This window comes from Romboutsia lituseburensis DSM 797, from assembly GCF_900103615.1.
In the GTDB taxonomy this organism is placed as follows: Bacteria; Bacillota; Clostridia; order Peptostreptococcales; family Peptostreptococcaceae; genus Romboutsia_F; species Romboutsia_F lituseburensis.
Map to the genome: position 1 here is coordinate 321,617 of NZ_FNGW01000004.1, position 24,143 is coordinate 345,759.

Below are 24,143 nucleotides of genomic sequence, written 5' to 3' on the forward strand. Positions count from 1 at the left end.
AAGAGAAGCATGATGCTTCTCTTTTTTATATACTAAGAGATTGTAAATTATATGGTTTATGGATAAGTTATAATGCCAATCGCTAAACATGAGCAACCATACATGATAATTAGTTGAAAAAGAGCCTTTTAAGCAACGCAAGTGTATTTGACAGCAAAAGAAAATATATTACATAAAATATAAAGTAATTACATATTTATCCGTATAAAAAAAGTAATAAAATATTTAGTAAAAAATGATTAGGATAGTTTAACATATATGCTTGAAAGAATAGTGGAGGGATTCTAAAAGTATATAAATAAAATCATATTTTAAGCAAAGTGTAGGGGAGGCATTTATATGAAAAATATTAAGATAGGTAGGAAAATTGCTATATGCTTTATTGTACTGCTTATGTTTACAGCTTTAGCAAATGGTAATGCGGTATATAATTTAAAAAAATCAGGAGCATTAAGCCATGAGTTATTTGAGGGACCGTATCAATTAACAGATCAAGCTATGTCGATTCGCAATAATATAGTAGGAATATCAAGATATATTAATGGTTCATTTGCAGATAATGATCATGAGTCACATAGATCAAAGATTTTAGGAGAGTTTGATAATATAGCGAAAAGTTTGGAGACGCTTCGTAGCAATCCTGAAAGTGATAAGGTCGCAGATAATATAAACAATATTGAAAATTTAACTAGTCAATTAAAACAAGAATATGAAAAAATATATCAACAAACTAAACAAGAAGGATTTAGCGGTTTATTAACTGATATAGATATAAGTACATACGCTAATATATTTGGAGAAATTAGTAAAAATTCAGATGACTTATATGATAAAGCACAAACTATTGGTAGTGAATTTGATAAAGAAGTAGCATCAAGTGTTGCAAAATCAAGATTTATATCTACAACACTTAATGCTTTAAGCATAATATTTGGTTTATTTGTATGTATATATCTTACAAAACATCTAAAAACACCAATTGAACAAATAGAGGATGCTGCAAATAAAATGGCAGAAGGTAACTTTGATATAGACATTGACTATGAAGCTAAAGATGAGCTAGGTAACTTATCAAATAGTATGCGTCAAATGAGTGAAAAAATAAAAGATATAGTTAATGATACTGTAGATGTTTTAGGAGAAGTTTCTTCAGGTAATTTTGATGTAGAAACTAAAGTTGAATATATAGGAGTATTTAAAGAAATAGAAAAATCAGTAGATAAGATAACAAATGATTTAAGTGAAACAATGTCACAAATAAATGTAGCATCAGAAGAAGTAGGAGCTGCATCAGATCAAGTAGCGAGTGGATCACAAATGTTATCACAAGGAGCAACAGAACAAGCAAGTTCAATACAAGAATTATCAGCTACAATAATGGATATATCTCAAAAAATTAAAAATACTGCTAAAAATGCAGGAGAAGCTAATAGATTAACACTAAGTGCAGGGCATGAGGTAGAAGAAGGAAATGCTCAAATGAAACAAATGATAAATGCAATGGAAGAAATATCATTTACATCAAATGAAATAGGAAGAATAATAAAAACAATAGATGATATAGCATTCCAAACAAATATATTAGCACTTAATGCAGCGGTAGAAGCAGCAAGAGCTGGAAGTGCAGGTAAAGGATTTGCAGTAGTAGCAGATGAGGTTAGAAATCTAGCTGCAAAATCAGCAGAAGCAGCTCAAAATACATCTACACTTATAGAAAACTCTATAAAGGCAGTAGAAAACGGAACTAATATAGTAGATAACACAGCAAATTCTCTTAACAGAATAATTGACACAACAAATAAAACTATTGAAATAGTTGATGAGATAGCTAAAGAATCAGAAGAACAAGCAAGTGCAATAGCACAAGTAACATTAGGGGTAGAACAAATATCAGCAGTAGTACAAACAAATTCAGCAACATCAGAAGAAAGTGCTGCAGCTAGTGAAGAGTTAAGTGGACAGGCCCAAATGCTTAAATCGCTTATTGAAAACTTTAGATTAAAAAATCAAAGAATATCTAATAAGTCTATAAATTTTAGCAATAATGAAAATAATTATTTTGCTATGAATGAATTTGAGTAAAAAAATGGAAGCTTTTATGCTTCCATTTTTAGAAATTAAATATAAATTAAAATATATTGTTATAAATTATAAAGGAGAAAAAATATGAGCGGTGTAGATTCTATGGTTGAATTTTATGTGTATGAAAATATGCAATTACTAGAACAATTAGAAGAAATTTTACTTGGCGGTCAATCAGATGATGGTGGATTAGAAAGTGAACAAATAGAAGAAATTTTCCGTGTAATGCATACCATAAAAGGTGCATCAGCTATGATGGGATATGAAAGTTTAATGCATATTACTCATAGCATAGAAGATGTTTTCGATGAAATACGTAAAGGTAGAGAACTTTCTTATGATAAATGGGAAGAGGTTATAGACGTTACTTTAGCAATTACAGATTTCTTAAAAGAAGAAATAAATAATGTTCAAGAAGGTTTGTTTCCTGAGGCTAGCATAGATGAACTTCATGAAAGAGTTATAAAGCTATTAAAGGAAGAAGAAGCTACAGAACAAAACTTAGAGATAAATTTCCCAGGAGAAAAAGCTGCAGAAATTAATACTGTAAAATTAGAAAAAATAGATGGTCATACTCAGTACCATGCAAAGGCATTATTTGAAGAAGGATGTGGAATGGAGTCAATTAGAGCACTTGGACTAATGGTATCTATAGAAGGATTATGCTCTAGTCTAAAAACTATTCCAGAAGACTTAAACAGTGATTGTGATAAAGAAATTATTGAAAATGGTTTTGATTTATATCTATCTACAGAAAAAGAAAGATCAGAAATAGAAAAGTGCATTGAAGAAACTATGTTTTTACAAAGCTATGATCTTGTAGAAATTAAAGATGAAGAACAACCACAAGCTAGTAGCAATACAGAAAATGTTATAGCGGAAGTTGCAATTACTAGCGAAGATGTGCATGAAGAAATATTAGAAAAAAATCAAGAAGTTGTAAATGATGAAGTAAACAAAATAAATGAAGCACTAAATAAAGAAAAATCAAGTGAATTAAAAGAGACTACTAAAAAAACAGATTCATCTAAAAAAGAAGCTAAATCTCAAAATAATCAAGCTCACTCTAATAAAAATAGTTATTTAACAGTTAACATAAGTAAAGTTGATATGTTAATGAATTTAGTTGGAGAAATTGTTACAACTGAGTCTATGGTAGAAAAACAATCTCAGTTAGAAAACTTTGATAGAGATATGTTTGAAAAACAAGCTAGAAGATTACATCAATTAACAACAGAACTACAAGACGTTGTAATGTCTATACGTATGGTGCCGATATCTTCAACATTTACAAAAATGCAAAGAGTTGTAAGAGACATGTGTAAAAAAACAGGTAAGCATGTTGATTTAGTATTAGTTGGAGAACAAACAGAAGTAGATAAAACTATACTAGAAAATATATCAGATCCACTAATGCATATGATAAGAAACAGTATGGACCATGGTATAGAAATGCCAGAAGATCGTATAGCAAAATCTAAGCCGGAAAAAGGAACAATTACATTAGAAGCTAAAAACACAGGTGGAGATGTAGTAATAGTTATAAAAGATGATGGTAAAGGATTAAACAAAGAAGTTTTAGCTAAAAAAGCTATAGAAAAAGGAATAACAAACAAGAGTTTAGATGAAATAAGTGATAAGGAAGCATACAATTTCATATTAGCTCCAGGTTTTTCTACAAAAGAAGCTGTAACAGAGTTCTCTGGACGTGGTGTGGGTATGGATGTTGTTCATACAAATATACGTAAGTTGAGAGGTTCTATAAATATAGACAGTGAAGAAGGCAAAGGGACTATGATAATAATCCGTATACCTTTAACACTTGCTATAGTAGATGGTATGAAAGTTCAAATAGGTGATGAGATATACATAATACCATCACTTAATATAAAAGAAGTATTTAGACAAGGATCATATGAGATAGTTCAAAATCCAAATGGAGAAGAACATAGTATCATAAGAGGGAATTGTTATGAAATAAAAAGATTATCAAATCTATTAGGTATAGAAAGTGAAAAATCTGACGAGGGTATTATGATTTTAGTTGAATCTGAAATGGGTAATGTGTGTATAATCGTAGACCGTATAATAGGTCAACAACATGTTGTAATAAAACCAATACCTACACTGTTAACACAGTTTGAAAATGTACAATCTCATATGTCAGGTTGTTCAATACTAGAAGATGGTTCTATTAGTTTAATATTTGATGTAAATGCCATCATAAGTAGGTAAAAATTATTAACATATTAACACGATTACTATAGACCAAGCTATCTAAATTTTTAAGATGAAGCTAGACATAAATGAATTAAGACACTAAGGGTATTTAAAAGGAGATATAGTCTATGGAAAAAAATAAAAAAATAAAAGTATTAGTAATTGATGATTCTAGCATATTTAGACGTGTTATATCAAAGTATCTTCAAGAGGATCCAGAATTAGAGGTTGTAGATACTGCCAAAGATTCATATGAAGCTAGAGATAAGATATTACAGTTAAGGCCAGATGTATTAACGTTAGATATAGAAATGCCAGGAATAAATGGAATAGAGTTTTTAAAGATATTGATGGAGCAATGTCCTATTCCTACAATAGTTATAAGTGGAGCGGACGGAAGATGCTTTGAAGCTATAAGTGCAGGTGCAGTTGGATTTGTTGACAAGCCAACTGCAACTACAATGGATGAGTTTTCAAAAGACCTTGCAGCTAAGATAAAGGAAGCATCGGTTGCAAAATTAGAAAAAAAGAAAAGTATTAAATCTACTCAATCTCAGTCGGTTTCACCATCTAATACAAGACCTACAACAAGTAGTTCAGTTATAAGAAAAGGTACTAATAGTAAAGAAATAATAGCTATAGGTGCATCTATGGGAGGAGTAGAAGCTATAAGTAAGTTATTGAAACAATTACCAGCAGGGTTGCCACCGATAGTTATTACTCAACATATGCCTCCAATATTTACAAAAAGATATGCAGAGAGGCTAAACAGAGAATGTGTCATTAACATATGTGAAGGTGTAAATGGACAAGAATTATTAAGTGGACATGCATACATAGCTCCAGGTGGACTGCAAATGGGAATTTTAAAAAAAAGTAGTAAATATATATTAGAAATTAAACCAGGTGATAAAATTAGTGGTCATTGTCCTTCAGTAGATTATTTATTTGATTCTGTAGCTCAAGTAGCTAAAGATAATGCAATAGGTGTAATTTTAACTGGAATGGGTCATGATGGCGCTAAAGGCCTTTTAGGAATAAAAAAAGCAGGTGGTTATACTCTTGGACAGAACAAACACTCATGTGTAGTTTATGGAATGCCAATGGCAGCAATGAATATGGGTGCTGTTTGCAAAGAAACGTCTTTAGATATGATGCCAAATGCAATTTTAAATCAATTAAAGAGAATGCAAACAAAAGTATAATCTAATGAATAGATAGAAAGAGGTTATATATGGAATTTGGATGTGATAAATTGAATGTATTTCGAGAGATAAGCAATATAGGATCTGGAAATGCATCTACTTCATTATCTATGATGGTGGATGAAATAGTAAATATTGGTCTACCAAATGGTGAAATGGTTAAATTTTCAGACATAACAAATAGTTATAATTCAGCAGAAGAATTAGTTGTAGGAGCAGTACTAGAGCTTTCAGAAGATATAGATGGATTTGTTATGTTTATTATGAAAGTTGACTCAGCTTTTAATCTATTATCAAAAATAACTAAACAAGAAATTAAATGTGATAGAAATGATTATGAAGATGTTTGTAAAAAGTTAAGTTCAATAGGAGAAATATGCAACATACTTTGTGGAGCTTATTTAACATCAATATCAGAGATGACAAACTTAAGTATAACACCATCAGTACCATATTTTTCTGTAGATATGGTTGGAGCAATAATGAATTTACCAGCTTCAATATACGGACAAGTTTTTGACTCGATACTATGTATAGAAACAGACTTCTTTACAGTAGACAATCAAGTAGAAGGCAAATATTACTTTATACCTAAAGTTGATTCATGTGAAAAGTTATTATCAGCATTAGGATTTGGTATTTAGGAGTGTAATTAATGGAAAATGTTATAGTAGGTATAGCAGATTTTAAAATTGTAAAAGCACCTAATCAAATAATGACAGTAGGCCTAGGTTCTTGCTGCGGTGTTGTGCTTTATGATGAAACAAGTAAGATTGCTGGATTAGTTCATGTTTTACTTTCAGATTCAAAATTTGAAAAAAACGTAGTAAATAAAGCAAAGTATGCGGATTCAGGGATCAACTTATTATATCAAGAAATGATAAGAGCAGGTGCAAACACTAGATTTATAAGAGCTAAATTAGCAGGTGGTGCACATATGTTTAACTTTAAAAATACAGGAAATAGTATATTTACTATAGGAGAAAGAAATGTAAAAGCATGTAAAGAAACATTAGCTAAATTAAAAATTTCTATTGTTTCTGAAGATGTTTTAGGAACTTGTGGAAGAACTATTGTATTTGATACCACAACGAGTAAATTACGCATTAAAAGTGTTGGAAAAAGTGACAAATATATCTAGAAGGAGGATGTATTTTAGTGAAAGAAATTGAAGAAATAGAAGAGAGCAATATAGATAATTTATACATGGTATTTATCATAGATAATAAAAAATATGCATTATCATCAAAGTACATTATAGAAATTATAGAAATGCTACCATTAACAAAAGTTCCGTTTATTCCTAAATATATTAAGGGGATTATCAACTTAAGAAGTACAATAATTCCAGTAATGGATGCTAGGATGAGATTTGATTTGGAGCCTATTGAGTATAATGAGAGAACTTGTGTAATTATAATTGAACATAAAGGAAATACAATAGGATTAATAGTTGATGCAGTAAATGAAGTTATAAATATATCAGAAAGTCAAATAATGAAGACAACATCAAGTAAAGATGGTATAGCGCAAAACTTTATAAGTGGCATAAGTGAAATAAACAATGAAGTCCAGTTAATATTAGACTGTAATTCATTAGTAGAAATTGTAGGGGATATGAATTATGAAATTAACGAATAATGATTTTATGCGTTTAAAAAATTTTATGTACAATAACTATGGTATAAATCTAGAAAATAAAAGAACATTAATTGAAACTAGATTACTACTTGTTGTAAAACGTTTAGGATTTACGGATTTTAAAAGTTATATAGATGCTCTAATACAAGATAGAACGGGAGAACAAGCTTCAATTTTAGTAGAAAGACTTACTACTAATTTTACATATTTTATGCGTGAAGAAATGCACTATGAATTTTTAAAAGAAGAAGTATTTGCAAAGGCTTTAAAAAAACCACCAATAGGAGGTTTAAAAATATGGTCAGCAGCTTCATCTACAGGTGAAGAAGCCTACTGTGTAGCTATGTTGGCATCAAGTGTATTTGGTATAAATACAAGATCAAGGGTATCTATAACAGCATCTGATATATCTAATAATGTACTAAAACAAGCAAAATTAGGTGCATATTCACCAGATAAAATAGCAAAATTACCACCAACATGGGTTAAAAATTACTTTAAAAAAGCAAATGAGAAAACTTATGTAATTAATGATAATATAAAAAGCTTAGTTGAGTTTAAATATTTTAATTTAAATAAAGACATAGGATGGGAAAGACGTAAATATGATGTTATTTTCTGTAGAAATGTCATGATTTACTTTGACAATCCTACAAAAGAGAAACTATGTAGAAGACTTTATGAAGCTCTTAAGCCAGGTGGATATTTAATAATTGGATTATCAGAAAATTTATCGAATTTACAAAATGATTTTGAGCGTATAAAACCATCAGTATATGTAAAAAAATAGTAAAAATATGAATAAAGATTTTGTAAGAATTTAAATTTTTAGGTATAATAATTAGTGGATAAATTTAAAAATAAGAATACTAATTTTGATATATCTAGTGCTAGTATAAAGCTATATAAGCATTATTTTAAACTAGGTAAAAGACTAAAATTAATAACATGGAGGAATACGATGAAAAAAGTATTAATAGTTGACGATGCAGCATTTATGCGTATGTCTATTCGTAACATGATTTCAAAGCATGGATTTGAAATAGTTGGAGAAGCTGAAAATGGAGTAGTAGCAATAGAAAAGTACAAAGAGCTACAACCAGACATAGTAACAATGGATATAACAATGCCAGAAATGGATGGATTAGAAGCTTTAAGAGAGATAAAGAAAGTAAATCCAGCTGCAGCAGTAGTAATGATATCAGCTTTAGGACAAGAAGCAAGAATGAAAGAAGCTATAATATACGGAGCAAAAGGATTTATAGTAAAACCTTTCAAAGAAGAAATGTTAATATCTGCTTTATCTAAGTTATAATACTAACTGCTAGTCTTTGGCAACGGACGAAGTCGTTGGCCACAGGAAGTGTAGCGGTCATGTAGTGGCTTAAGCGAAGCGACTTTTTAATAATATACATAGACATTAATTAAATTAGAAATTAGCAAAAAGGAAGCATATGCTTCCTTTTTATTGCGCGTAACATTATATATTAGACAAATATTTTAGCATAATCAGTATTCATAATTAACCGAAATTAGTCTGATAAACAAACTATTTAAATAAATTTAAAAATTTGTAAGAAAATCTTAAGAATTTAGTTAAGAAAATCTTAAGATTTATATTGTATTATAAAAATATAACTTAACAGACAGTTAACATTGAGAAATGTATAATTAACATAGTAAATCAAATTTTTACCAATTGATAGATTTATTAAAAAATAAACGAATTATATTGTATAATAGTAATTGTGGGAAAAAGTACATAAATCTAACAAATAACATAATTGTAATAAGTTAAATAAAGTATAAAAGTACTAAAATAAAAATGGTTAATGGTGGTGTTAAAGATTGGATACAAAGTTGAAAAATTTTAGTGGGAAGATTATAAAAGAAAAAAGTTTGATTTTTAATTTGATTTTGATTTTATCAATATTTATGGTATCACAGGTTATAGGTGTTGTGATATGTTTTAAATTTTTTAGTCATAATTTACTTTTAACTTTAGTTAGTTTATTTGTTATAAACTTTATAATGTATAAAGTAATGAGAAAGCTTTTAATTTTATAAACTTTAAATTATATGTAAAAAGGTATTATAAATTAAATAATGATATTACTTAACAATAAAGTTCTTTTTGTACAAAAATAAGAATTACTTGTCTAAATTTGATATAATTGAAATTAACATCACAATTTGGGGAGGTTACGAAATGATTAAATTTATAGCAACTGACATGGACGGAACTTTATTAAATAGAAATAATGAAATTCATGATGAATTCTTTGACGTATTTGAAAAGTTAGAACAAAATAATATAATATTTGCAGCTGCAAGTGGAAGGCAATATTATAACTTAGCTAAGCGTTTTGAATCTATAAAAGATAGAATGATGTTTATCGCAGAAAATGGAACTTTTGTAGTATATAAAGATGAGGAATTATTTATAAATGCATTAGATAAATGTGTAGCAAGAGAACTTATACAAATCGGAAGAACAATAGATAATTCGTATGTAATCTTATGTGGTAAAAAAGCTGCATATGTAGAAAGTGATAATGAAGAATTTATAAAAGAAGTATCGAAATATTATGAAAGATATGAAATTGTTGAAGACGTAAATCAAATAGATGATGATATATTAAAAGTAACTATTTGTGACTTCTCAGGATCTGAAAATAATAGTAATAAATACTTTAATGATTATAGAGAGAACCTTCAAGTAACAATATCAGGTGAGATTTGGTTAGATATTACTGCAAAAGGAGCTAATAAAGGCGTTGCCATTAAAGCACTTCAAGAAAAGTTAGGTATAAATTTTGAAGAAACAATGGTATTTGGAGATTATCTAAACGACTTAGAAATGATGGGTGCAGCTTATCATAGTTATGCTATGGAAAATGCACATGATGACTTAAAAAAGGTTGCTAGATTTAGAGCTAAAAGTAACGATGAAAATGGAGTAGTAGAAGCTATTAAAAACAATATAGCTATATAACAAATTTAGATTTAATTAATATAAATTCAAAAAGATGTAGATTACTCTACATCTTTTTTTAATGTATCTTTATAAGATAGTACACTGCTTAAAAATACAGTCAAGCATATTACACTAGTAACAGAGATAATAATTGCAACTATTTTAGCGGGTATTGTAGTAGGTGGAGGATGTAAGTCTAGCGTCAGGTTATTTTTGATTTTCATAATAAAAAGATGTTATATGATTAAATCAGTAGTAAATAATAATAAGGAGTTAAATTAATGAAATTAGATAGTAATAATCATTCAGTATTCTTATTACACTACAATTTGGTTATGTGCATAAAATATAGAAGATCAGTTATAGATGGTGCCATATCGCTTAGGCTAAAAGAAATATTTGAAGATATTTCGCCTAACTATGGTGTAGAGTTGATAGAATGGAATCATGATAAGGACCACCATTAGAAGTTGTTAAACAATATATAGAAAATCAAGGAAAGTAGGTGATAAAATTGCTTAGAGCATATAAATATAGAATATATCCAAATGAAGAACAAAAGATATTTTTAGCAAAAACATTTGGATGCAGTAGATTTATATATAATATGATGTTAGCAGACAGAATTAAATCTTATGAAGAAAATAAAGATTTAGATATAAAAAAAATTAAATACCCTACGCCAGCCCAGTATAAAAAAGATTACGAGTGGTTAAAAGAAGTTGATAGTTTAGCATTAGCAAATGAACAATTAAATTTAGATAAAGCATATAAGAACTTTTTTAGAGATAAATCAGTAGGATTTCCTAAGTTCAAATCAAAGAAAACTAATTATCATAGTTACACAACTAATAATCAAGGATCAACTGTAAATATTGAAAATGGGTATATAAAAATACCTAAATTGAAAACTAGGATTAAAATAAAGCAGCATAGGATTTTTGAAGGAATAATAAAAAGTTGTACTATATCAAAAACACCGAGCAACAGGTATTATATATCTGTATTAGTTGAAACTGAAATAGAAAAATTGGCTAATATAGATAAAAAAATAGGTATCGATGTAGGATTAAAGCAGTTTGCTGTATGCTCTGATGGTATGATAGTTGAAAATCCTAAACACCTTAGAAGTTCTGAAAAAAGATTAGCTAAATTACAAAAAGATTTATCAAGAAAAGTAAAAGGAAGTAAAAATAGAAATAAAGCAAGATTAAAAGTAGCGAAACTACATCAAAAGATAGCAGACCAAAGGGCAGATTTTCTTAATAAGTTATCGACTAAACTAATATGTGAAAACCAAACAATAGTTATTGAAGACTTAAAGATAAAAAATATGCAGAAAAATCATAAGTTAGCTAAAGCTATAAGTGAAGCAAGTTGGTATGGATTTAGAAGAATGTTAGAATATAAGGCAAGTTGGTATGGGCGAGAAATAATTGTAGCTCCTTGTAACTATGCAAGCAGTCAAATGTGTTCTAATTGTGGATATAAGAATGAAGATGTAAAAAATTTAGCACTTAGAGAATGGACTTGCCCAGATTGTAAAATTCATCATAACAGGGATTTAAATGCTAGTATGAACCTACTGAAATTAGCTATATAATTTTGGTATATAGTTGGGATAGGAACTATCCTATAAGCTTGGAGATACTTAGTACAATGGTACTATTGACCAAGAAGCTGCCACTTCAAACGTTACCGTAGGTAGTTAAGTGGTGAGTAGTTCACTACTTCTAGACAATAATAGTATAAGTACTATAAATGATGTTGAATAAATTAAAATACTGCCCATTTTTACCTCTCAAAATAATAAATTATAACTATAATTATAATGGGTAAATAAAGATAATAAAATACAAACGTAAAAATTCGATTTGCTTAAGCCACTTATTTATAGTTAGAATGTAATTATAATTTATTTGAACGTAAAAAATGGCAAAATTAATATAAATTATGGTAATATATAAAGCAAAGAGTACTTAGGAGGGCGTATGAGAAAATTACTAGCATCTGATGTAGATGGAACATTATATGTAAATGATGGTATACATGAAAAAAGTATAGAGTATATCAAGAAGTTTAGAGAAAATGGACATGCTTTTTTATTATGCACAGGAAGAAATTTTGGTGGTGTTAAACATTTAGTAAAGGACTATAATATTGAAGCAGATGGATATATATTATGTAATGGAGCTGTAGTACTAGATAAAAATCTTGAAGTTATTTATAGTAAAGATATTGAAGATGAAATTATAAAAAAGGTATTTGAAGACTCAAAAGATAAAGAAAGTTTTAATTTTTATTTCGCAGACAGTGAAAATTTATATATAGTTGATGGATATTTTAATAATCCTGTATTAGAAATAGATGGTATGGAAGAACAATGGAATGTAACTAGGATAACAGAAGATGAGTTTTATTCTAATAAATATAGTGCAAATATTATAGGACTTGAAATAAGAGATAAAGATATAGAAAAAACACAAGAAAAAATATCAGATATAGAAAATAAACTAGGAGATAGTTTAAGTATATATAGAAACAAATATTTTATAGATATAGTGCCTAAGGATATATCTAAAGCAGAGGGTATTTCAAGAGTATTAGAAAACTATGGAGTTCATGAAGATGATGTATTTGTAATAGGAGACTCTTGGAATGATTTAAGCATGTTTGAAAGGTTTAATAAAAACTCATATACTTTTAGTTATGCAGAAGAAGAATTAAAACAACATGCAAGTAACGTAATAGATGAGTTTCATAATTGCTTAGAATTTATAATAAAATAGTTTTAAGATAGCTAGATAGTTTTGAAGATATAATAAGATCAGATTCAATAAAAAAGAGTTTAATTAGTTTATCAAGGTCCCCTTTAGGGGACTTTTTTTGTACCTTTAATAAAAGAGATACATTTATTATAATATTTTTAATTGAATATAGGTAAGCTAAAATGATAGTTTGAATAAACAATATAAAAATAGAAAAAATAAATGATAAATTGAAAGAATTGAAAGAATTTATACGAATCAATAGGTAGATCGGAATTTATTGAAAAACAAAAGTTTTGGAGGAACGGAAATGAAAATTACAGAGGAGAATTTTATATCCAGATTAAAGCATAAAGATGAAAAAGCTTTAGAATATGTAATTGATAATTACGCATGGATTATAAAAACAGTAATAAAAAAACATCTATTCACACTTGAAAGCCATCAAGAGGAATGTATGAATGATATAATATTTGCAATTTGGAATAATATTGATAGATTTGATGAGAGTAAAAGCTCCTTTAAAAACTGGGTTGCAAGTATTTCAAAATATAAATCTATAGACTACCTAAGGAAATATAAAGAAAAGGTAACTCATGATAGTATAGATGATTTAGATATAGCCTCAAATTATGATGTACATGAGGAAATTACAAAAGAACACATAAGCGAAGAGTTAGAAGATATGTTAAATCAATTAAAGCCTCAAGATAAAGAGTTATTTATAAAATTGTATATAGAACAAAAAGATTTAGAAGAAGTAGCTTTAGATATGGGGACAAATAAAAATACATTATATATTAGGGCCTCAAGGGGAAAGAAAAAATTAAGAGATATGTTTAAGTTAAAGGAGAGATAAGTATTATGACTAATGAAAATAAAAATATTTATGATTTATTATGTGAAATAGAAGTAGATTTAGATGAATATGAAAAAGAAGAGCTTACAGATATAGAAAAGATGAAATTAAAAAAACAATTTAGAAAATCTAATAAAAATAGAAATTATAAAAAATATATATCAGCAGCATCAATAGTTATTATATCGCTAGGCATAATATCTCAAACTAAAATAGGTGCATATGCATATAGTACGATAGAAGATATTGCAGAGGTTGTAAAGATAGCTCTAGGAGTAGATAATAAAATTGATGAATATTCCTCTTATATAAATCAATCAGTTACAAGAAGAGGTTTAACATTAAAAATAGAAAATGTTATATTAGATGGAAATGAATTAATAATTCATATGAATAGAAAGTATGACAAAGAACTAAAGGAAAATGAGTATTTAGATATGGTTTCAGATCATTTATATGTAAATGGAGAAAAAATATATGGATCAGCAAGAGGATATTATGGAAAAGTAAATGAATCTAAACAAAACTTTATAATTGGATACGAATTGCCAAAAGAGTACAAAGGTGATGTAAATGTTAAATTCAGAATAATGGATTTTGCTATAGGTAAAGATGATGATTTAAACTACTTTAAAAGAATAATAGGTCCATGGACATTTAAGTTTAAGGTTAATGGAGATAAACTTTACAAAGATACTAAAAATATTGAATTAAAAGAAAAGATAAATTTAGATACAGGAGCTACTATGAAGTTAGAAAGTTATAGAGGGAATATAATAAGTCAAAAAATAAAATTAACTATGACAGGGCATAAAAATATTGAAAATGAAAAAAATGCTATAGAGATAATTTTAAAAGGTAGAGATGACCTTGGAAATAAGGTAGAGTTTACTTCAATACAAGGAGTACTTGATTCTAAGAGTCAAAAATATATTTATGAATATGATGACACATTAAGAATGTTTGATGAAAATGCAAAAAAACTAAATCTTACTCCATATTTATTGATATTAGACGATAGTACAGGAGATTATAAAAAAGTATACAAAAAAATAGGTGATGAATTTACTATAGATTTAAGTAAATAGATATAAAAAGATAGAGCTATATAAAATTAGTTTCTATCTTTTTTTATGCTTAGGGACATATATGATACTTAATTTTATGTAGATAATTTATGAAAGCAAGTTATATAAATAAATTGGTTTTGAGCATAAAAATATTTTGAGCAACAGACGAAGTCGTTGGCGACAGGAGCGAAGCGACTTTTTTATTTTTTTTGAAATAGTGAAAGATAATGAAATTTTAATTCGTATAAATATATGTAAGACAAAGAAAGTAAATAAAATTATTTAATTTATATATAGCGGAGGATAATTATGACTAAAAAATTTATATTAGACAAAAAGAAAAAAATAATAGTAGGACTTATATCTGTAACAATGTTGGGTGGATGCGTATTTGCTTATAGATATTATAGTATTCAAGCTCAATACGAAAAACAAGAACAAAGCTTGATAGATATATATAATGTGGCTGGGAAAGAAAAAATATTTATGAGTGGTAAAATAGTTCCCAAACAATCACAAGAATTATTTGTTTCAGCAGAACAAGGTGAATTATCTACTATAAAAGTTAGCGATGGTCAACATGTTCAAAAAGGGGACTTGTTATTTTTATGCAAAAATTCAGCTCAAGTAAAAGAAATATCTGATTTAAACGTACAAATAGGAGTTAAGAAAAAGGAAAAACAAAGTGCTATAGATGAAGAAAGTAAAAATGCTATAGATATGGAGATAAAGCAATTAAATAGCCAAGTAGCTATACTAAATAAAACTGCATATCAATCAGTTTATGCACCATTTAGTGGAAAAATATACTTAAATGATTTATCAAAAGCAAAAGAAGCTGGAGGATCTGTGATGACTTTAGAAAGTACAGAATTATATGTAAGTGCACAGGTAAATGAAAGAGATTCATACAAAATAAATAAAGGTCAATCAGTAGAGTTGATGTCAATAGCAACAAAAGAAAAGTATTATGGATTTATAGATAAGATAAGTGATAGACCAGTTGACAATTCTAGTGAAAATCAAGATATATATGGAAATTCAGGAATGACTAACTATAGAGTTGAGATAAGTTTAAAAAATCAAGATAATTTAAAAAATGGATTAAATATGCAAATAGTAGCACTGCATGGAAGTGATGATAAAAAAGTTCCTAACACAGCAATAATCAATGAAGGTTTAAAAAGCTATGTTTACAAAGTAAGGGATGGAAAAGCGCTAAAAACAGAAATAGTAAAAGGCGAAGTTCAAAAAGAATTTACATTAGTAAAATCAGGGGTTAGAGAAAATGATGCAATTATAAAAGATGTACAAGGTAGAGATATAAAAGATGGAGATGAAGTTTATTCAAATAGAAGTGAATTAGAAAATTAGAATAAAAAATAGGAAGTGAGGTGCTTAGATTGAGCAACAATATAATAGAATTAAGAAATATGCAAAAATATTATCCAGTTGGAAAAGATAAATTACATGTTTTAAAGTCTATAAATTTAGAAATAAAAAAAGGTGACTTTGTAATGATAATGGGTAAGTCAGGTAGTGGAAAAACTACACTACTAAATATATTAGGATTTTTAGATAGATTTAGTGAAGGTCAGTATATATTTAAAGGAAATGATGTTACAAATTTAAGTGAAAAAGAGAGATCAAAATTTAGAAATACAAATATAGGATTTGTGTTTCAGCAATTTAACCTTATTCAAAATTTAAATATATATAAAAATGTTGAGTTACCAATGATATACAATAATAAATACTCAAAAGAAGAAAAAGATAAAAAAATTAAGCATAATTTAGACCTAGTAGATTTATCAGATAAAATAAATCAAAAACCATTAGAATTATCTGGAGGTCAGCAACAACGTATTACAATAGCTCGTGCTCTAGTAAATGAACCAGATATAATATTTGCAGATGAACCAACAGGAGCACTAGATACTGAAACAAGTAAGGACATAATGGATTTATTAAAAAAATTAAATAACGATGGAAAAACAATAATTATGGTTACACATGACCCAGAACTTTTAAACTACGCAACAAAGGTTGTTAGATTAAAAGATGGTGTAGTAGTAGAAAGTGAGGAATAGTTATGGTAATTATAAAAAATGCAATAGAAAATATAAAGACTAATAAGTTACGTGTAATAGTTGCTATGGTGTGGATAGTTTTAGGTATAACTTCGGTAGTTGTAGTATCTAGTATCGGAAATGGAATAGAAGAAGTGGGAGATAAAAATTTAGATGATCCTAAATACAGAGAAATATCAATACGATTTGATCAAAACTATGAAAGTTCTATTGACCCAAGTTTAATAAATCCATTTACATCAGAGGATTTAGATAAAATTTCATTAGTAAGTGGAGTTGAAAGAGTAGTTGCTAAATATGGTAGTGCTGAAAGTTTAAGTTATGGAACTCAAATTAACGGTAAAGATGAAAGTATATTTAGTGAAATTATAGAGTACAAAGATAAGCTAAAATTAGATGTTGAATGTGGTAGGTTATTTTCGCTAGAGGATCTAGATAGAAATGTAATAGTACTAGACCGTTTAATTGCTTCTAAATTATTTGGAGAAGATACTAAATCAGCAATAGGGCAACCCGTAGATATTAATGGAGAAACATTTGAGGTTATAGGAGTTTTAAAAGAATCTAAAGAAAATAAGTCAGAAATGGATGATTTATTTGAACAAGCAAAATCATATTTGTCTCCCAAAATATTAAATGAATTAAACAATATGCAGAGTTTTGGAAGTGTTATAAGTGGAGTTAATATCTTAGTTAGTAAAGGCTATGATGTAATGGAAATAGGCGATAATGTTGTTAATATGCTTCAAACTAATACAGCAGAAGATGGTGAGTATGCATTAACTGGCGGAAATAATCAAACACATGAATTGGGATATATGCAACAGACTATAAATAGATTTACATCTGTTATATCAAATGTATCTCTTTTCATAGGTGGGATAGGAATAATGAATATAATGTATATGTCTGTAACTGAAAGACAAAGAGAAATAGGAATTAGAAGGGCAATTGGTGCAGAGCCAAAAGATATACTTATACAATTTTTAATAGAAACAATAGTGATAACTTTAATAGGTGGAATCGTAGGAATGATTGTAGGTACATTTGCAGCTAATTATGCATCTGGGTATTTAGGAATAAAAGCTATACCAACAATAGAAATATATTTTAATGCAGTTTTTATATCTGTATTAATAGGAGCTATATTTGGATCAATACCTGCATATAAAGCATCAAACTTAGATCCAATAAAAGCTATACAAGGATAAAATTTTAATGAAAAAGTGAAAGATTAAGTAAATTCAATTCGAATATATAAGTGAAAGATCAAATAAATTAAAAATTTAAGGAGATATTAAAATGAAAATAAATTTAAAAAATAAAAAAGTAAGAGCAGCAATAGTTGCAACAGTAGTAATATTAGTACCATTAGGAGGAGTTTTTGTTTGGGGTTATGGTCAAGCTAACTTTATTGAGAATGATTATGTTGATATAGAATCAGATGTAAGAGTTATAAAGGATACAGCAATTGAAAGAAATGATATTATATTAAAGTCTCAAGCTGATATATTAAAGTATATCAATGATAAAAAAACATTAGAAAATATAGATACTAAGACAAAAGAGTTAATAGAACTATCAGAGTTTTCAGAAAGTACTAGTGATACAAATAAAAGAATAGATATGATCAATGAAGTAAATAAAGATGTTAACAAAGTATTAGTAGAACTATATAAAAATGAAAAGGTTAAACAAGATGAAAAACTTTCAAAATCTATAGAATCTATAGAAGAATTAGATTATAGTATAGATGGTATAATAAAAGAACTTGCTGTTGGGAGTCTTAAGGAGTACAATGAAAGATTAAACAAGTTTCCAGTGAAATCTTATGCCGAAAAGCGTAATATGGAAAAAATAAATATAATAAAAAATTAATCTAGATAATGAAATACCCATACCTAATAGTTAGGTATGGGTATTTGTATTTTATAAAGTTTTTATAAATTGTTTGTATATTAACAATATTATATATTTAAAAATGATAATCTTAGGGTAATTTTATTATATAATATAAATTGACAGTAATAATAAAATATCAATATTATGGAGGATTAAATTTGAGTATACTTAGCCTTGAAAATGTAAAATATTCTTTTGAAAATACCAACATTTTAAATGGTATAGATTTGAAGATATCAAAAGGAGATTGCGTATCAATTATAGGTACTTCTGGATCTGGTAAAAGTACTTTATTAAAACTTTGTTCTGATCTTATAAGTCCAACAAGTGGAAGCATTTCATTTTATGAAAAAGATTATAATTCATATGAACCTATAAACTTAAGAAAACAAATAAGTTATTGTGTTCAAATACCTTATCTATTTGGAGATACAGTTTATCAAAATCTATCTTATCCCTTTAAAATTAGAAAACAAGAAGTTAATAAAGATAAGATAATTAAATTTATGAAAAAGTTAAATTTAGATGAAAGCTATCTAGAAAAAGGAATAAACTCTTTATCTGGTGGAGAAAAGCAAAGAGTAGCTCTTATAAGAAATTTATTGTATAAGCCAGAAATATTGCTTTTAGATGAAGTTACATCTGGATTAGATTCTCAAAATGCTAAAATAGTTCAGGATTTAATAAAAGATTTGAATGAAGATGGTGTAACTGTTATGTGGATAACTCATAGTTTAGAGCAGAGTGAGTCTATATTTAATAAACGAATTCAAATAGAACAAGGAAAGATAGTAAAAGAGGAGATATTAAAATAATGGATACATTATCATTAATAATAGCGTCAGTTTTAATCATTATACCAATATTCATATCTTATAAAGAAAAGCTTGGGCTAGAAAAAGAAATTATTATAAGTATGATTAGAGCAATTATTCAATTAGTTATAGTAGGATATATATTAGAATTTATATTTGGTCAAAAAAGTCCTGTGTTCACAATTTGTTTAGTGTTAATCATGATAATAAATGCAGCACTTAATACTAAAAAAAGAGGAGAAGGAATTAAAAACTGTGAGTTTATTTCCTTTATATCTATAATAGTAGGAACAGCTATTACACTTTCAGTTCTTATAGTATCAAAAGCTATAGCATTTGTACCAAATGAAATAATACCAGTAGGAGGAATGATAATAAGTAACTCTATGGTAGCTATAGGATTAGCATATAGAAATTTAAACATGAGTTTTAAAAATAGAAGAAGTGAAGTAGAAGTAAAATTATCTCTAGGAAGTGATATAGGTGATGCATCTAAAACAATAATTAGAGATAGTATTAAAATGGCAATAATACCTACAATTGATTCAGCTAAAACTCTAGGAATAGTATCTCTTCCCGGAATGATGACAGGTCTTATATTAGGTGGAGCATCACCTCTTATAGCAATAAAGTTTCAGATTATGGTTACATTTATGATATTATCATCAGTTTCTATATCAGTAATATTAGCTACATATATGGCTTATAAAGACTTCTTTAATGAAAGAAAACAACTTAAAATATAATTTCATTACATTTAAAAAAACGTAGAATTTAATTTATAAAATTCTGCGTTTTTTTGTGTATTAAATAATCTAAGATAGATTTTATGCTAAAATTAACTTAAGTGATATTAACATAACATTAAGGGGGAATGGTTATGGGGATTTATTTAGATAATGCAGCAACATCATATCCAAAGCCAGAAATAGTAGCAAAAGCCATGTATGATTTTATGATAAATAATGGGACAAGCTCAGGAAGAGGCTCTTATCAAAAAGCTATGCAATCAGATTTTTTAGTATATGAAACTAGAAAGTTAGTAGGAGATTTATTTAAGTTTAAGGATTATAAAAAAGTAATATTTACATCTAATGTGACAGAGTCTTTAAATTTAGCATTAAGAGGAATTCTAGAAGAAAATGATCATGTGATAACAAGTAGCTTAGAACATAATGCTGTATGGCGATGTTTAAAAACTTTAGAAAAAGAAATAAACATAACTATAACAAAAGTTAAAGCTAGTAAAGAAGGATACACAAATCCACTTGATGTAGAAAAGGAAATAAAGAATAATACAAAGTTAATAGTATTTAATCATGCATCAAATGTATTGGGTACTATTCAGCCAATAGATGAAATAGGGAAAATAGCTAAGGAGAATAATATATTATTTTTAGTAGATGCAGCTCAGACAGCAGGAGTAATAGATATAGATGTAAATAAAAGTAATATAGATTTGTTAGCTTTTACAGGTCATAAAAGTTTGTTAGGGCCAATGGGAACTGGTGGACTTATAGTAAATTGTGATTATGATATAAAACCTTTAAAAGCAGGTGGGACTGGAGGCGATTCAGCATATGAATATCAGCCAGATTATTATCCAAATAAATTAGAAACAGGTACTTTAAATGTAAGTGGGCTAGCAGGACTAAAAGAAGCGATCAAATTTATAAATAAAGAAACTATACAAAAAATTCATACAAAAGAAACTGAAGTAGTAGATTATGCAATTGATAAATTAAGTAATGTGAAAAATATTGAAATATATGGACCGAAAAAAAGTGATGATATTGTAGGGGTAATATCATTTAATTTAAAAAATAAAAGAGCTGAAGATGTAGTTAATGAACTGGATTTAAAACATAATATAATGCTTAGAGCAGGACTTCATTGTGCACCAAATGCTCATGAATTAATAGGTACAAAAGATATAGGAAGCATAAGAATAGGAATAGGATACTTTAATGAAAAACATGAAGTTGATACTTTAGTTTATGCATTAAATGAAATACAAGACTAAATGGGGGAATATAAAAATGTATTTAGAAAGTATTAATTTAAGTTTTATCCAACCATGTACAACAGATTCAAAAAGAATAAGAATAAAGGCTAATGTACCAAGAAACATAAGTGATATATTTCCTTATTTAAATACATATTTAAAAACAGGAATTTATAACAAAAAAGCTAATACATTTGTATTTAACAAGGAACATAAGATTATAACTATGTTTGAAGATAATATAAATGTAGCGAAATTAATAAATGAAACAGAAGCATTTGAAGTATTAGATTATATAAAAGATATTATTAATGAAGTAGATGAAAAAAGAGAAGAAATAACTCCATGTGATGAACTTAGAAAATTACCAAGTCCAATAGAAGCTTATGCATATTTACCTAAGTTAAATTGTAAAAAATGTGGTCAAGAAACTTGTTTAGCATTTGCAACTAAATTAATAAAGGGTGAGTGTAAATTAAAGAGATGCTTGCATTTGTATGAAAATGGAAATGAAAGTAATGTGGAAAAATTAGAAGATATGATTTTATTACTTGGATATGAACTATAAATACAAATAAAGTTATTTAGTTAAAAATTTTAAAAAGAGTGACTTATGAATCTTAAAATTTAAAGTCACTCTTTTGATTTAAAAATTTGATTATCCTAATTGTTCTTCAGCTTTATCTACATAAGTAAATGGTAATGTATCTATATGAGCATCTTTTGGTTTTAATCTTCCTTCAATATTCCAAGTAAACCATACTCTTCTTACTTGACCTGTGTTTGCTAAGAATTTAAGTCCTTTTAGGTGAAGCTCTTTACTTTCGTTAGGTTCTAAAACAACAGTAGCTAGAACATCTTCTATTTGAGCTTTATCTGGATACTTATAATAGTTATAATCAACACTTAATTTTTTATTTGAATGATTAGTTATAGTTATTACTGGATATCCTAATTTTTCAGTAAGTGAAGTATTGTTTTCTACGGAGATTTCTCTACTATAAGCAAATGAAATACTAGAAAACAAGAATACAAAAGATAAAGTTAAAATTAATTTTTTCATAAAAACACCTCCTTGTCATAGTTTTAGATTTTTTATAAAAAATATTCTAAACATCAAGATAAATCCTATGGTTGTACAATGATTAAAAATTTTTAACCAAAATTTAACTAAAAAGATTACACAATTTAATGTAAAATGTAATACAATTCAATGTAAATATAAATTAAGGAGTGAAAACATATGTACATCATAATAGCTGGATGTGGAAGAATTGGCTCAAACTTAGCTAAAGACTTATTAGATGATGGGCATGATCTTGTAATAGTTGACAGAGACAAACAAAGGTTGGATTTGTTAGGTACGGGACTAAATGCAACGAGGATACTTGGAATAGAGTATGACTTAGATATTTTAAGAGAGGCAGGAATAGAAAATGCAGATGTATTTTTAGCATTAACGCAAAATGACAGTATAAATATAACTGCATGTCAGGTAGCAAAAGATATATTTAATGTAAACACTGTTGTAGCAAAAGTAGCAGATGTAAGCAAAGAGCATATTTATAAATCATTAAATATACAATATATCAATCCTATAAAACTAGGTATTGAAGCTTTAAAAAGTAGAATATAAAAAAGTAGCTTTGCGACTGTAGCCAACGACTTAGTACGTTGCTCAAAATAACTAATATCTTAGGAAATTATAAAATTTATAAAAAGAGGTAGTAAAAATGAAAGTTATAGTAATTGGTGGAGGTAAAGTTGGATTTTATCTTATAAACACACTAAAAAATAAAAAGCATGATGTTACTTTAATAGAAAAAGATAAGAACTTATGCGAAAAAATATCTGAACAAGTTGATATAGATATAATAAATGGAGATGGAACAGATATAGATGTATTAAAAGACGCAGATATAGACGTAGCAGATGTTGTAGCGGCAGTTACAGGTAAAGATGAGGAGAACTTAGTTATTTGCCAGGTTGTTAAAAATAATTTCAATATACAACATACTATAGCTAGGGTTAATAACCCTAAAAATCAACAGTTATTTAAGACTTTAGGAGTAGACAGTACGGTTTGTAGTACTCAAGTAATAACTAACTTAATTGATTGGGAATGTGAAAGTGAAAAAATAAGGATATTACAAATATTTGAAAGAGGAGAAACAATATTAGCTGAAGTGGATATAGACAAAAAGGCATCATGGTGCGATAAGCTAGTTAAAAACTTAGATATACCAGCTAACTGTGTATTAGTATCTGTATTTAGGGACGGAGAAGTAATATATCCTAAGGGAGATACTATGATAAAAGAACATGATAAAATTGTTTTAGTAACAGATAGCAACAATATGACAAATGAAGATGGTAAAAATTATTCGAAGTTAGAAAAAGCATTATTTAGACATTAGAGTATTACCATTTAAAAAATGGTGATTTAAACATAAATTACCTAGTATAAAAATATATTTAATATTAGAGGTGTGTAAGATGTTAAAAATTA

At 27.5% G+C, this 24,143-nt stretch carries 24 protein-coding genes and 1 pseudogene; 24 read left to right on the forward strand and 1 reads right to left on the reverse strand.

Features of this window, described 5'->3' with window-relative positions:
• Positions 1-339: 339 nt before the first annotated feature.
• The 22 genes and pseudogenes from BLP75_RS09845 to BLP75_RS09955 all read left to right on the forward strand — a co-directional run bounded on the left by BLP75_RS09845 (position 340) and on the right by BLP75_RS09955 (position 22,202).
• On the forward strand, positions 340-2,082 hold the full coding sequence (locus BLP75_RS09845) for a methyl-accepting chemotaxis protein (protein WP_092725698.1): 1,743 nt from the start codon (positions 340-342) through the stop codon (positions 2,080-2,082).
• 84 nt (positions 2,083-2,166) lie between these two features.
• On the forward strand, positions 2,167-4,317 hold the full coding sequence (locus BLP75_RS09850; RefSeq protein WP_092725699.1) for a chemotaxis protein CheA: 2,151 nt from the start codon (positions 2,167-2,169) through the stop codon (positions 4,315-4,317).
• 113 nt (positions 4,318-4,430) lie between these two features.
• On the forward strand, positions 4,431-5,507 hold the full coding sequence (locus BLP75_RS09855; protein ID WP_092725700.1) for a protein-glutamate methylesterase/protein-glutamine glutaminase: 1,077 nt from the start codon (positions 4,431-4,433) through the stop codon (positions 5,505-5,507).
• Positions 5,508-5,536: 29 nt separating this feature from the next.
• Positions 5,537-6,151, forward strand: a complete 615-nt coding sequence (locus BLP75_RS09860) for a chemotaxis protein CheC (RefSeq protein WP_092725702.1) — start codon at positions 5,537-5,539, stop codon at positions 6,149-6,151.
• Positions 6,152-6,162: 11 nt separating this feature from the next.
• Complete coding sequence (locus BLP75_RS09865) at positions 6,163-6,648, forward strand: chemotaxis protein CheD (protein ID WP_092725704.1); 486 nt, start codon at positions 6,163-6,165, stop codon at positions 6,646-6,648.
• 17 nt (positions 6,649-6,665) lie between these two features.
• Positions 6,666-7,148 carry a chemotaxis protein CheW gene (locus BLP75_RS09870; protein ID WP_242872418.1) on the forward strand — a complete coding sequence of 161 codons (483 nt, stop codon included), beginning with the start codon at positions 6,666-6,668 and terminating at the stop codon, positions 7,146-7,148.
• Entirely contained in the window at positions 7,132-7,938 is an 807-nt protein-coding gene (locus BLP75_RS09875) for a CheR family methyltransferase (RefSeq protein WP_092725706.1), read from the forward strand. Before BLP75_RS09870 ends, BLP75_RS09875 begins: the two co-directional genes overlap by 17 nt.
• 171 nt (positions 7,939-8,109) lie before the next feature.
• The gene (locus tag BLP75_RS09880; protein ID WP_092725707.1) at positions 8,110-8,463 is read left to right on the forward strand and encodes a response regulator; all 354 of its coding nucleotides are present in this window, start codon (positions 8,110-8,112) and stop codon (positions 8,461-8,463) included.
• An 894-nt stretch (positions 8,464-9,357) separates the two neighbouring features.
• Positions 9,358-10,143 carry an HAD family hydrolase gene (locus BLP75_RS09890; RefSeq protein ID WP_092725711.1) on the forward strand — a complete coding sequence of 262 codons (786 nt, stop codon included), beginning with the start codon at positions 9,358-9,360 and terminating at the stop codon, positions 10,141-10,143.
• Positions 10,144-10,406: 263 nt separating this feature from the next.
• Positions 10,407-10,586: pseudogene (gene tnpA / locus BLP75_RS09895) on the forward strand (IS200/IS605 family transposase); the annotation flags it as partial.
• Between the two features lie 44 nt (positions 10,587-10,630).
• Positions 10,631-11,728 carry an IS200/IS605 family element RNA-guided endonuclease TnpB gene (tnpB, locus tag BLP75_RS09900; protein WP_330385800.1) on the forward strand — a complete coding sequence of 366 codons (1,098 nt, stop codon included), beginning with the start codon at positions 10,631-10,633 and terminating at the stop codon, positions 11,726-11,728.
• Between the two features lie 388 nt (positions 11,729-12,116).
• Positions 12,117-12,914 (forward strand): Cof-type HAD-IIB family hydrolase, encoded by a 798-nt coding sequence (locus BLP75_RS09905; RefSeq protein ID WP_092725715.1) that lies wholly within the window; start codon positions 12,117-12,119, stop codon positions 12,912-12,914.
• A gap of 289 nt (positions 12,915-13,203) precedes the next feature.
• Positions 13,204-13,752, forward strand: a complete 549-nt coding sequence (locus BLP75_RS09910) for a sigma-70 family RNA polymerase sigma factor (RefSeq protein ID WP_092725717.1) — start codon at positions 13,204-13,206, stop codon at positions 13,750-13,752.
• A gap of 5 nt (positions 13,753-13,757) precedes the next feature.
• Positions 13,758-14,840 carry a DUF4179 domain-containing protein gene (locus BLP75_RS09915; RefSeq protein ID WP_092725718.1) on the forward strand — a complete coding sequence of 361 codons (1,083 nt, stop codon included), beginning with the start codon at positions 13,758-13,760 and terminating at the stop codon, positions 14,838-14,840.
• Positions 14,841-15,131: 291 nt separating this feature from the next.
• Positions 15,132-16,196 carry an efflux RND transporter periplasmic adaptor subunit gene (locus tag BLP75_RS09920; RefSeq protein ID WP_092725720.1) on the forward strand — a complete coding sequence of 355 codons (1,065 nt, stop codon included), beginning with the start codon at positions 15,132-15,134 and terminating at the stop codon, positions 16,194-16,196.
• Positions 16,197-16,225: 29 nt separating this feature from the next.
• Positions 16,226-16,912 (forward strand): ABC transporter ATP-binding protein, encoded by a 687-nt coding sequence (locus BLP75_RS09925; RefSeq protein WP_330385801.1) that lies wholly within the window; start codon positions 16,226-16,228, stop codon positions 16,910-16,912.
• A 2-nt stretch (positions 16,913-16,914) separates the two neighbouring features.
• The gene (locus BLP75_RS09930) at positions 16,915-18,123 is read left to right on the forward strand and encodes an ABC transporter permease (protein ID WP_092725722.1); all 1,209 of its coding nucleotides are present in this window, start codon (positions 16,915-16,917) and stop codon (positions 18,121-18,123) included.
• A gap of 91 nt (positions 18,124-18,214) precedes the next feature.
• Positions 18,215-18,790: a hypothetical protein gene (locus tag BLP75_RS09935; protein ID WP_092725724.1), complete on the forward strand. Its 576-nt coding sequence runs from the start codon at positions 18,215-18,217 to the stop codon at positions 18,788-18,790.
• Between the two features lie 182 nt (positions 18,791-18,972).
• The gene (locus BLP75_RS09940) at positions 18,973-19,629 is read left to right on the forward strand and encodes an ABC transporter ATP-binding protein (protein ID WP_092725725.1); all 657 of its coding nucleotides are present in this window, start codon (positions 18,973-18,975) and stop codon (positions 19,627-19,629) included.
• Positions 19,629-20,375, forward strand: a complete 747-nt coding sequence (locus BLP75_RS09945) for an ABC transporter permease (RefSeq protein ID WP_092725727.1) — start codon at positions 19,629-19,631, stop codon at positions 20,373-20,375. The genes BLP75_RS09940 and BLP75_RS09945 overlap by 1 nt, the downstream gene beginning before the upstream one ends.
• Positions 20,376-20,509: 134 nt before the next feature.
• On the forward strand, positions 20,510-21,652 hold the full coding sequence (locus tag BLP75_RS09950) for an aminotransferase class V-fold PLP-dependent enzyme (RefSeq protein WP_092725728.1): 1,143 nt from the start codon (positions 20,510-20,512) through the stop codon (positions 21,650-21,652).
• A gap of 16 nt (positions 21,653-21,668) precedes the next feature.
• Positions 21,669-22,202 carry a (Fe-S)-binding protein gene (locus BLP75_RS09955; RefSeq protein ID WP_092725730.1) on the forward strand — a complete coding sequence of 178 codons (534 nt, stop codon included), beginning with the start codon at positions 21,669-21,671 and terminating at the stop codon, positions 22,200-22,202.
• 90 nt (positions 22,203-22,292) lie between these two features.
• Here BLP75_RS09955 and BLP75_RS09960 read toward each other — a convergent pair whose 3' ends face one another.
• Positions 22,293-22,697, reverse strand: coding sequence for a hypothetical protein (locus tag BLP75_RS09960; RefSeq protein WP_092725732.1), 405 nt, complete (start codon positions 22,695-22,697; stop codon positions 22,293-22,295).
• 180 nt (positions 22,698-22,877) lie between these two features.
• Here BLP75_RS09960 and BLP75_RS09965 point away from each other — a divergent pair, with 180 nt between their 5' ends.
• Together BLP75_RS09965 and BLP75_RS09970 are read left to right on the forward strand one after the other, a co-directional pair.
• A complete protein-coding gene (locus BLP75_RS09965) occupies positions 22,878-23,270 on the forward strand; it encodes a potassium channel family protein (protein WP_092725734.1) in 393 nt (130 codons plus the stop codon).
• A 97-nt stretch (positions 23,271-23,367) separates the two neighbouring features.
• Positions 23,368-24,051: a potassium channel family protein gene (locus tag BLP75_RS09970; RefSeq protein ID WP_092725735.1), complete on the forward strand. Its 684-nt coding sequence runs from the start codon at positions 23,368-23,370 to the stop codon at positions 24,049-24,051.
• The last annotated feature ends 92 nt before the right edge of the window (positions 24,052-24,143 follow it).